We start from the raw sequence: 12,399 nt of genomic DNA, 5'->3' as shown, positions 1-12,399 counted from the left end.
AATATTTTGTGTATTTTATAGAACGGAAACCCTATATATTGGGTATAATAAATCAAAATGAAAGGATGTAAGGGGTAAAGCTTATGGAAAAGCTTAGAGATATGAATAACCAGCAGTTGGGTATCGTAACTGCTCTTATAGTCGGTGTGCTGGGTGTTGTCGGTGTATTAGCGGGTAATACGGTTGTTGGAATACTGCTTTTGGTAGCGGAACTTGGTGTGATAATCATCATGTTCATGAATACCAGCATGAGATCGAATGGAAGTAAGAAGAACGATAAGTACAGAAAACTTTTCATGAATCTTCCTATCGGATTCGCTCAGGCAAAGATCATAACTGATCATACAGGAACGGTTACAGGATATCAGATGGTCGATGCAAATGAAACATTCGGAGCATATTTCAATCTTGATCAGCCGGATTTTCAGGACAAGATACTTGGAGAAAGTAATATCGAAGTTCTTCAGGATATTAATGCATGGTTCAGTGCATATAACAACTCAGGCACCAAGGAAGGTGATCTTATGGACGTTGAGATCACGATGGAAAAACTTGGTAAAGTATTTAATACTGTTATGTACAAATCAGAAGCAGACCATATCAACATGGTTGTTATCGATGTTACAGAGCAGAAGGAAACAGAAGGTAAGCTTTCAAAGGCTATCGATGATGCCAATGCAGCATATAAGACTCAGGCTGAGTTCCTTGCAAATATGAGTCACGAGATCAGAACACCTATTAATGGTATTCTCGGAATGATTCAGTTAACTCTTATGGCTGATGACCTTCAGGCAGATTACAGAGATAATCTTATTACAGCAAAGAATTGTGCGGATAACCTCCTCAGACTTATAAATGATATCCTTGATATCAGTAAGCTTGAAGCAGGTAAGTATAAGATCAAAGAAGAGATATGTGATATCAGAGCAGCGATCGAAGAGACTGTTGCAGCACATGTTCCTGCAGCTACACAAAAAGCTATTTCACTTGATCTTAGCTTCGGTAATAATATTCCTAAACTTGTTAAAGCAGATGGACAGAGAATTCAGCAGGTACTTAACTGTATGCTTTCAAATGCCATCAAGTTTACTTCAGAAGGTGGAGTAAGGGTTAAGATTGCAGCACTTGATGATGTAAATGAACAGATAAGACTTCGTATGGCGGTAGCCGATACAGGTATTGGTATATCAGATGCCAATATGGGCAAGCTTTTCGTAAGATTCTCACAGGTCGATGGTTCGGATACAAGAAAGTATGGTGGTTCGGGACTTGGACTTGTAATCAGTAAGCAGATTACAGAACTCATGAATGGTACTATTACTGTTCAGAGTAAGGAAGGAATAGGTTCTACATTTATCGCTGAGATTCCTCTTAAGGTTGTTAAGGCAGCTGAGGTTGAGGAAGAGCATAAGGAACTTGAGAATCCGGCAGTATTTTCTATCAATGCTAACGGAAATAATGCAAGGATACTTGTTGCAGAGGACGAGCCGGTTAACCAGCAGGTTATCGGAAAGCTTCTCGGTATGGCAGGCTTCTCATATGATATAGCTGAAAATGGTGAGAAGGCCATCGAGCTCTTCAAGCAGAAGAGTTATGATGCAGCCCTCTTCGATGTTCAGATGCCGGTAATGGACGGTATCGCAGCTACTCAGGAAATCAGAAAGATTGAGCAGAAAGAACATAAAAAGAGACTTCCTATCATTGCCGTTACAGCAAGAGCGATGTTTGGTGATAAGGAAAGGATCATTGAAAATCAGCTCGATGATTATATTGCAAAGCCTTATAACCTCAGCACTGTTGTTGATACACTCAACAAATATATCAGTAAGAAAGATAAATAATCATAAGGTTATATGATTGAGGGATTTATCTGAGAATTCAGAACTGAGAAATCAATTTAGAAATTAAATCTGAGATATTGGATTTGAGAAATGCAACAAATTGTTTCGTTATAAGTAACAAAACAATATAGATGATTTACACAAAAAAGATGCGGGATAAAAAGTCCTGCATCTTTTTTGTGCGTGCTTTTTTTCGTCGGGTTTTAGTTAATGAGTAACAATATAATGATATAAATAGCAAATTAATGCCCTTATTCAGGATTTTTAAAGTCATGGAGTAAGGGCTTTATTTTGTTGCGCAACAAACGGAAGCATCCCTCTACCTTATATTTGGACCGAGTCAGAATCGATTACTAAAAATAAATCAATATTTTATAGAATATAGAATGAAATATATTCTATATATCTTTTATTAACATTATACACAGAAAATACAGGAATTCAACAATAAAATATATTCCATAACGCATTGGGATATATTTTAGAATATAGAAAGGTGCGTTTGAACAGAGTTTAGAGTAGAAATAAAATATATTTTAATGGGACAAAATATCGATTCCGTAGTATAATAGAGCTTAAATGGAGGATTACGCATGAAACGAAGTGTAGAACCAGATTTTAAGTTTGATAAAGACAAATTCGGCGAAGCTTTGATGGCGGCGGTAGGCACAAGAACCATCGTGCAGTTTTCAAAAGATACAGGCATAAGCTATGCTTATTTGAGTAAGTATAAGAACCTGCGCGAAGAGAAAACACCAACACCGCAGACAATAAAGAAGATGGCTCTTGCGTCACAAGGTCCATCTTATAAGGAGCTTTTAGAAGCAGCCGGGTATGATTCAGATAAATATGAAAATGATGATATCAGTGCGACCATGGTTAATAGTGAGTGGTCGCCAATGAACACTCTTTTACCAACACTTTGCAGAACTAGCTTTAAGTGGCAGTTTGTAAGTGATGGAACAGCCGGTGCACCACTCTGTGCAAAAATAGAAGGCGCACCATTTGAAAGCTGGTATTTCATTCCGGTAACAAAGGATAACGTAACTAAAGAAGATATTCTTGGCATTCTCGGAAGTAAAGAAGCTGAGGTTATTAGTCCAGATTCAAAGGTTACATTCCTTACAGCTAGTGAAGACGTTTTCAACCAGATAAAAGACATTGAATTAAATCTTATATCGCTAAGAATATCTGTAGCACTTGTGAAAAAGATTGATGGATTGATTGGTGATGAATCTTACTTGAAAACAAGTGTAGAGATAAAAGCTAAGGACGAAGTGTACCAATTAACGGACAAGGGGAATGATACCATTACTCCATTGTCATTATAAAAAAGTGGGTGGTTATTAATGTTTGATAATAAACTTGGTTATGATCCAGCTGATCCAACAAGTATAGCAGATTATGCAGCTAGGCTAGAGGAAAAGACTTTTTTAGATATAGTTCATGAAAAAGGGCATCAAAAGAATATAGAAGGCTATGCAAACAAGTATAGAAAAGGTGGATTAGGTAATCTTTTAGAAGAAATTTATTTTGGATATAAAGCAAATTCTAATCAAGAGGCGGATTTTGCAGAAGCTGGAGTTGAACTTAAGACTACTCCATATGAGGTTACAAAGAAAGGCGAGCTGAGAGCTGGAGAAAGATTAGTTCTGACGATGATAAGTTATGATGGACCAATTGAGATTGATTTTTATAAGTCTCACGCTTGGGAAAAGATGCGGTTGATACTGCTGATTTATTATTGGAGAAATAAACAGTTTGAAAGCAATCTATTATATAAGATTAAGTATGTAAAACTCTTTACGCCGCCGGAAGCTGATTTGGAAATAATTAAGCGAGATTACAACTATATAGTTCAGACAATTAGGGATGGACATGCTCATGAATTATCTGAAGGAGATACCATGTATCTTGGAGCTTGTACCAAAGGAGCGACCGCGGAAAAGAGTACGGTGCCTCAGTACTATGGTAACAATATTCCGGCAAGAAAAAGGGCTTTTTGCTTTAAAATTTCATATATGACATATGTGTTGAATCATTATATTGCTGGCAGGTCGTCAGATAATTCGATACTTAAAGATGTTGAAACTATAAAACAAAAAAGCTTTGAGGATATTCTTGAGGATATGGTTTCAAAGTATATTGGAATGTCAGATAAGGAGTTATGTGAGAAGTTTGGTAGAGAGTATAACAATAATAAGGCGCAATGGAACGATTTAGCATATAAGATTCTTGGTATTAGAGATGAACATGCGGATGAGTTTGAAAAGGCCAATATTAGAGTGAAAACTATAAGGATTGAAGAGAATAATAAAATCAGAGAGAATATGTCGTTCCCTCCGTTTAAGTTTATGGATTTAGTAAAAGAAGACTTTGATGATTCAACTCTTCATAATTATTTTGATGAAACTCGTTTATTCTTTTTTGTTTGGAAAAAAGATGGCGATATATATCGAGTGAAGGGTTGCCAACTTTGGAACATGTCGCATGATGATTTAGATGTCACGGTGCGAAATGAGTGGGAAGAGTACAAACGAATTATTCAGTATGGTGTAAAGTTTACAAAGGTGCTTGATAGTGCTGGAAAAGTAAGCTTTAAAAACAATTTACCAAATAAAAGTGAAACTGAAATTATTCATGTTAGACCGCATTCAACAAAGGCTGCATATAGGTTTAATAATGGGGAGGAATACGGAAACGTCGATAGAGATGCGAATATTCTTCCGAGTGGTGAATATATGACTACACAGAGTTTTTGGATTAATAATGATTATGTCCTTAAACAATTAAAATGTATAAAAGAGGAAGGTGAGAATATTTAGATGGCTGGATATGTAATGACACTTGGGAAAGATGCTTCTGAAGCATTAAAGAAATGTTTTGAAACAGGCATCTATAGTACAAATCTAAATGTTCCAGGAAAGGATACTTGGAATACCCCAAATGAAGGAACCTTTGCAGATTACCTGAGCATGAAACCCAGTGATCATATATATTTCTTTACCGATAGAAGAATATATGGAATTGGTGAATTGATAAATGTAGGGGAAGACTGTAAGTACTTGAATTATAAAGATGCTGATAAACCGCGAGGAAATCAAGGCGTTGCGTATGCGAAGTTAGATACGTTGTTGGATAAGTCATATTCAGATTGCAACCGTGTATTTTGCACTTTTAAACCGTCTCCGCTGTTCTTTAAAAGAGGTGTAGAGATGGATGATGCATTAAATAGTAATCCAGATAAATTTAGGATGTTACGTGCAATGTGGAAGGTTTCTTTTATCAAAATAGATGATGAAGAAGACAAAGCATTGCGAGATATTATTCTTAAACGAAATGAAGAAAACTTGTTAAATAACGAAAATATCTTTTTGTTCGATGTTGAAACGCAAAACGATATGAGAGATAGAATAAAGGCGTATCATAGATTTAGTGCATATTCTATTTTGAGTAAATGCGCTTCAGAAAATAAAATAGGACATGAAATGGCTATAGAAGCTACTTTGTGTAAAATTCTTTCGAGTGAGAACCACCCGATTTTCGGAGGCCCATGGGATTATATCTCACATCAGGTAGTTGCATCTCCATTTAAACCAGTTGATTACATGGATAAGATGGATGTGTTTGGATATCGATATATTAAAGGATATGACACCATTTCTAAATATATAATTGTAGAGATAAAAAAAGACGCAGCAACCCCAGAAGTAATTGATCAAATTATGAAGTATGTCGACTGGGTGAATATTGAGTATGCACATGGAGATTACTCAATGATTGAGGCATATGTGGTTGCTAGTGATTTTTCAGATGAAGTATTAGAGGAAAAAAAGAAGGATGCTATTCGTGGATATGTAAAAGGATATCGTCCAGCAGAATCAAGTTTGTGGAAAAATCTAAAACTTGTTAAGTATTCATATGAAAATGAAGAGTTGAAGTTTAAGGACGTTAACTAACTGTTGATCAATTATTACCTACTTGCTATAATTAAAGAAAAATAAAAGAAGGAGTTATTCATTAATGAATAAGACAGTATGCGAATTATTTGCCGGAGTCGGAGGTTTTCGATGCGGATTAAATCATATACATTCAAGCGATGAAATTAAAGAAAAAGATAAAAATTGGAAGACGGTATGGTTTTCTCAGTGGGAGCCTGCAGACAAGAAGACGCAGTGGGCGCACGACTGCTATGTGTATAATTTCGGAACATGCCTTGATAATTATGGAAATGATACAACAAATATAAATGTTGAAGAAGTGGACAAGACAAGGATTCCGGATTTTAGTTTGTTAGTCGGAGGATTTCCTTGTCAAGATTATTCTGTTGCTTCATCATTAGCCACTTCCAAGGGACTTGAGGGAAAGAAGGGCGTTTTGTGGTGGTCAATTAGAGAAACTCTAGAAGCAAAAAACCCGCCATTTGTATTGTTAGAAAATGTAGATCGATTGCTGAAGTCGCCAGCCAGTCAGAGGGGAAGAGATTTTGGTGTTATACTCGCTTGCTTTAGAGATGAAGGATATACCGTAGAATGGCGTGTGATTAATGCTGCTGATTATGGATATCAGCAAAGGCGACGTAGAACATTTATATTTGCTTACAAGAATGAGTTGAAGTATGCAAAGGATGTTAACAATAGAATTAATTACATAGAGCAATATGGAGATGAAATGCATCGTCAGAGTGTTGCGAAAATGATTTTAAAAGAAGGATTCTTTGCTCGAACATTCCCAGTGAATGAAGTTGATAACAAAAAAATCAAAATTGAAAAATTGCCAAGCGGAATAGGAGAACTTTCTGAGAGTTTTAGTTTTGGGTTTGAGAATAGCGGAGTAATGATTGATGGTGTTATTTATACAGTAAAAACTATTCCAAATTACTATGGAAAACAAATTACACTTGGAGATGTAATGGATCAAGATGATGTGGATGAAAAGTTCTTTATTCCGGAGGAAAAACTCTATTACACTTATCCAGATATTACACATAGTGATGAATCTTTAGGAAAACTGCCAAAAGAACAAAGGCAGACATGGCAGTATTTAAAGGGTGCAAAGAAGTTGCCTCGAAAGGCTAAGAATGGTCATGAGTATATTTTTTCTGAAGGTGCAATTCCGATGATTGATTCTGAGGATAAGCCAGCAAGAACAATGCTTACATCAGAGGGGTCATTTAGTAGAACTACGCATATTGTAAAAGATAGGAAAACAGGAAGAATACGATTGCTTACACCAACAGAGGCAGAACGTATACAAGGGTTTCCAACAAATCATACAAAGTATGCCCTTGTAAATGGTGAAAAAACAGAAATGCCCGTAAATAAGAGACGATTTATGATGGGGAATGCGTTGGTGGTAAACCTTATTGAGCAGATGGAACCGATGTTGAGTTCAATAATTGATGCAGAATAAAATGGCTGACAAAATATTCATAAGATAGGCCTGTGTGAAGTACGGGAGGAATTGATGTGCATTCAATAGGAAAAAGAATCCAATTTGATGATTTGCAATTGAGAAAAGGAAATAATACAAAAAAAACAAGACAAATGTTAGAGAAGGACTTATTGTCTTTTAAAAGATTACCATCAAATGAAGATTTTGATGCTACGTTTGATATGTTGTTCGCAAATAAAGCTATTCGGGAGAGTTATTTTACAGTTAACTTGTTTCCTTTGAATGTGAATTATTTTGCAAAATTTGCAGAGCCTATATGCACAAGAAATATAAGATTTGAACTACGTTGGCAACTTAAGCTTTTTTCGTGTTATTCCAAAGAAATAAATATGTTTATTTCAAACAAAGATAGATTCGATGAATGCTTGTTAGAAGAAAAATATAATGAGGCTTATGAGATTTTGAAAGAACTTGAAAAGGACTTCGGAATCTCATTATGGTTGATGGAAAATAAAGTTTTGCTTTTTCATATGTTGGGAAAAGATGTTAAAGAAGAGCTAGTAAGTTCTATGCGTCAAGGTTTTATTTCTACAGTTATAAACTTCTATGATATGAAGGCATCTAATGAAATGCTTGCTAGAGATTATGAATATATTGTTAGAAGAGAACTAGATAAATTTATAAGACTTAATCCAGAATCGGCTGAGTTGAAGGATTGTTATACTTTCTTTATTGCTCCGTTTTTATTCAAAATGGACGATGAAGCTAAAGTACGTTTGCTGAATATGATATGCCGGTTTCCTTTAATTGATAGATATTTAGTGGTCTTAGATATAATTGAACATTATGCATCTGAAAGGCCTGAACAAACCGCTCCTGAATGGATTGCAGAGGTAATGGATTATTTAGAGGAAATAGATGATTCTTGCGCAACTACTTATAGATTTATTATTTCAAATGGTGTAAATAGAGTAGACAAATTTACTTTAGATGATTCATTAATTAAGGGAAGGAATGCTTTTATTCAGGGCAATTTAGATAGATGTTTAGAGTTGGTGAAAGCGAGTGTCGAAAACGGACCAGCAGACATTAGACTTTATAATTTGTATATTGAATGTGCTCAACTTTGTGATGCTGATATTATGGATATCAATATTAGTGAGAATAAGAAGCGTATAATTAAAAACCTTAACAATATTTATTCATTTGAAGAAGATTATAATGATGCGATTGATGCAATATACAAAATGTGTTTTTGGAGTTTTCATGCTCGGTGGTCTCGTGATATTTATAATCATATTACGAGACACGTTCAGCCAATTAATAGTGATGAGGCAAAGAGGGGAATAAAATACTCAAATTTGCAGCGTTTAACAGTTGATACAGTTGTAGAAAATTTGGAAAAGTCAGAGGCAAAAGCTTTCTTGACAAAAGCAAATTTTATAGAGGGAGAAGACTATAGATTATATAGTATGGCGATAGTTGATGAGGACTATAAAATGGCAGCATCACTATGCAAGGTTTATCAGCTTAGTGAACTTCTTCTGTTGAAAAGTAGGCATGATTTCTCTGCATATAGAGTGTTCTTAAAGAAAAAGTTACCGAAATTATATGAAGTCGCATGCTCTAAATTATTATGGGATAGCATGAGTAATCGTGAGGATTTCGAAAGAGGAATAGATTATTTCATACATCTTTTTATTAAGCGTGAAGAATATGCGATTATGACGCCAATGGATAAGTTTATGGACTATGCAGAGAATAGTTCATTAACAGAGAGAAAAAATATCAGGGTACCAATTTTATACTACATATATACAACATATTTTGACTCAAATAATAAGGACGATTTATCAATTGCGTTCGAAGATTTTTTAGATTTAAACGAAATAGACAAGCCGTCAAAAATGGAATGTGAATGTGATAGTTATGAGAAACAGCAATTAATTTTTTTCTTAAGGTATATTTGTGTACCAGAGATAATGGGACCTGTTTTGCTTAGTGTTAGATCGACTAGAGAGTTGGAAGAGGAACGTATTCTTATTTGTCAAAGGTTAAGAGAATTGGATTCCTTGAACGAGGATGTATATGACCAAGAAATTAAGGATATTACACATAAACTCTTTTTAGATGATGGCGTTAGTAATTTAGAGACGCATAAAATACAAGTAAATACTGATGGTATTAAAGCAAGAATTGGCAAGGACTTAAAGAGTGTCTTTAATAAATATATGTATGCACGAAATTCTAAACTTGATGTAATTATTGACACATTAAAGAGATTTGAGGGGGGAGAGAATGTATCAATTGTATCTTTGGAGTCGTCTCAGATCCTTAATGAAATCGTAACTACAATTAGAAATGAATTTGTATTAGGAGAAGAATATGGGTTGGACGCCTATCTTAGCCTGAATATTAGGCATGGCACATTGACAGGACAATTGCGTGCTCCATTAATGGGGATGAATATGTTGGCCGAGAAACAAGTTGAAACATCGGAATATAAAGTGTCTGACAGATGGTTATATAAACTTAGAAATCCAGATAACCGTAACAAAGCAAAACAGGCAATTATTGCTTTTACAGAAGAAACAGATGCAATTGTCGAATATTTAAAGAAAGAACTAATTCAAATATCAACAGAAGAAAAGCCAACGCACGGGATATTTGATTACTCATTAACTGAAACAGAAATAAAGCTGTTTCAGAATTATCTAACTGAAAATATTGAGTTTGAAGAGTTTATAGATAATGTCTTTGAGCAATTGTGGAAGTTAACTGAATTAAATTTAAACAATATGCGTTCAACAATTCGAAATGATATAAAGCAGAGATATATCGAAGCATTTAGTAGACTTCAAAAAGTATATAAGAATCTAAATGAGGAATTTATTGAAGCAGACCAATGGATAAAAGAAGCACAGAATGACATGGATGCTGAACTTGAAAAGATAAGTGACTGGTTTAGAAGGACTTCGGATGGTCAGTATTCGGATTTTGAATTAGATGCGGCATGTCAAGTTGGGTTACAAACTATTAAAAACATACATTCGTCAATGGAGTTTGAGATTAATTACATTGAGAAAGATTTATCAAAAAAGATTGATGGGGGTGCATGGAAGTATTTTGCGTCTATGTTTTGCATTTTGTTTGATAATATTAGCAAGTATGCAAAGGCAATTGATGGAATCAAAAGAGTAGATTGTGTTTTGAAATCGACTGAGAAAGGTGTTTTTATAGGGATGTGCAATCAAATTGATTCAAGCGTAAGCCTTGACGCTTCAAAGCAAAAAATCGAATCGGCAATGAATTTGATTTCGGATTCATCATATTTAGCTAGAGCAAAGCAAGAAGGCGGTTCGGGAATACCAAAAATATATAAAATTTTGGCTATAGATTTAAATATGAAGCCACAAGTAAAGTGTGAAATTAATGAGAAAGAAAATGTGTTCTGTGTAGATATTGGGGGTGATTATAAGTGAGAATTTTAGTCATTGAAGATAATCATAGTAAGTTGAAAAAGATTAAAGCTTTTTTGGAAAAGAATTATCCGACCGTAAGTGTACATGATGCAATGTCTTATACAGCAGGGTTACGCAGATTATATGATGAAAATTGGGATTTGATATTGCTGGATATGTCTTTGCCGGTATATGATATGAATATTCAGGACACTGGAGGAGATAAAAAATCCATAGCTGGTAAGGAAATAATGAAGCGTATGTTGCATAGAAAGGTGATGGTTCCAACAATCGTTGTTACACAGTTTGATATCTTTGGAGATAGAGGAATCACTATAGATGCTCTTAATGAAGAATTTGAAAAAACACTTTCTTCTATTTGGAAGGGAACGGTGAATTATGAAAAATCCTCATGGACGATAAGCTTGAAAAAAATAATCGATGAAATAATTGGAGAAGAAAATGATAAAGGTACTTGTAGTTGACGATAACGTAAATAAGATAAATGATATAGTTGCAGAAATAAAAAAGAGTTACGGAGAAAGCCAGGTGTCAATCGAGACGGCAATATTTGCCAACGATGCTAAACGGATTTTAAAAAGAAATTCTATTGATATATTGATACTAGATATTTGTTTACCGGAAATTGCGGGCGGATCATTGATAAAGGACGCAGGCATAAAATTGTTAAAGCAAATAAAAGGCGCTGTCGAATACACATATCCGCGGTATGTAATAGCGCTTTCTGCGTATGAAGAGTTGGCAAAAGAGTTTGATATAGAATCAGGAATGATCCATACATCATTGCTTTATGATGTATCCACGAATGAGTGGCGAAAAAAACTTAGTAATAGCATTCGCGATTTTGTCTCAATATTGACTCAAAATATTGATAGAAGGTCATATGATTATGATGTTGCGGTGATTTGTGCATTGGGCGAGGAGTTGGCGTTAGTAAAGGCATCGCTTGATAATATTAAAAATGTATCTTTACCTGATGACGATTATATCTATATAGAGGGGACATTTAAAAAAGAAGGTGTAACTAGGCGAGTTGTTATGGCACAATCTACTCATATGGGTATGGTTCCAGCGGCAACATTAACGACTCGATTAATCTATAATTTTGCACCGCGATATGTTGTGATGACGGGTATAACGGCTGGGATTAAAGGGAAAGCAAATTTTGGAGATGTTATAGCCGCGGAGTATACATGGGATTATGGCGCAGGTAAAGAAGTAGTAGAAGACGAGCAAGCTGTTCATAGGAATACTATAGATCAGATTCATATTGATACAGATGTCGCAACTATGATTCGTAAAGTGTCGGCAGATGGTTCTTTGTTGCAGAGCATAAAGAATGGTTTCATGGGAACGAAACCGGAAACTGAATTAAAGGTAGTAATGGGGCCTGTAGCGTCAGGTGCATCGGTAATTGCAAATCCGCAAGTCGTTGAGAGCATAAAGAATGGTCAAATACGAGATACAGTTGGTGTTGAAATGGAAATATTTGGGGTATATTATGCGTCAAGATGGTCAGTTTCTCCAAAACCTAAGTTTATAGCGCTAAAATCTGTGTGTGATTTTGCCGATTCAGATAAAAATGATAATTATCATGCATATGCGTCTTATACGAGTGCAAAACTCTTTCTGGAATTGGCAACGAAATATTTTGAATATGAATAAGGAAAATGGCCTGGGCA

At 35.0% G+C, this 12,399-nt stretch carries 8 protein-coding genes; all 8 read left to right on the top strand.

Annotated features, from left to right (window positions below):
- Positions 1 to 83 precede the first annotated feature (83 nt).
- Entirely contained in the window at positions 84 to 1,841 is a 1,758-nt protein-coding gene (locus tag B5D25_RS06810; RefSeq protein WP_078787214.1) for an ATP-binding protein, read from the top strand.
- 593 nt (positions 1,842 to 2,434) lie between these two features.
- Entirely contained in the window at positions 2,435 to 3,172 is a 738-nt protein-coding gene (locus tag B5D25_RS06805) for a helix-turn-helix domain-containing protein (protein WP_078787213.1), read from the top strand.
- An 18-nt stretch (positions 3,173 to 3,190) separates the two neighbouring features.
- Positions 3,191 to 4,666, top strand: a complete 1,476-nt coding sequence (locus B5D25_RS06800; RefSeq protein WP_078787212.1) for a Sau3AI family type II restriction endonuclease — start codon at positions 3,191 to 3,193, stop codon at positions 4,664 to 4,666.
- Entirely contained in the window at positions 4,667 to 5,800 is a 1,134-nt protein-coding gene (locus tag B5D25_RS06790; protein WP_176755093.1) for a PDDEXK family nuclease, read from the top strand.
- A gap of 64 nt (positions 5,801 to 5,864) precedes the next feature.
- The gene (dcm, locus tag B5D25_RS06785) at positions 5,865 to 7,253 is read left to right on the top strand and encodes a DNA (cytosine-5-)-methyltransferase (RefSeq protein WP_078787211.1); all 1,389 of its coding nucleotides are present in this window, start codon (positions 5,865 to 5,867) and stop codon (positions 7,251 to 7,253) included.
- A gap of 56 nt (positions 7,254 to 7,309) precedes the next feature.
- On the top strand, positions 7,310 to 10,717 hold the full coding sequence (locus B5D25_RS06780) for a hypothetical protein (RefSeq protein ID WP_078787210.1): 3,408 nt from the start codon (positions 7,310 to 7,312) through the stop codon (positions 10,715 to 10,717).
- The gene (locus B5D25_RS06775; RefSeq protein ID WP_078787209.1) at positions 10,714 to 11,181 is read left to right on the top strand and encodes a response regulator transcription factor; all 468 of its coding nucleotides are present in this window, start codon (positions 10,714 to 10,716) and stop codon (positions 11,179 to 11,181) included. The genes B5D25_RS06780 and B5D25_RS06775 overlap by 4 nt, the downstream gene beginning before the upstream one ends.
- Complete coding sequence (locus B5D25_RS06770; protein ID WP_078787208.1) at positions 11,159 to 12,382, top strand: phosphorylase family protein; 1,224 nt, start codon at positions 11,159 to 11,161, stop codon at positions 12,380 to 12,382. Before B5D25_RS06775 ends, B5D25_RS06770 begins: the two co-directional genes overlap by 23 nt.
- Positions 12,383 to 12,399 lie beyond the last annotated feature (17 nt).

Origin of the sequence: Eubacterium ruminantium (genome assembly GCF_900167085.1) — a bacterium.
GTDB lineage: Bacteria > Bacillota > Clostridia > Lachnospirales > Lachnospiraceae > Eubacterium_Q > Eubacterium_Q ruminantium.
Note: the sequence above shows the minus strand (reverse complement) of the source record. Positions and strands in the feature narration are given on the sequence as shown.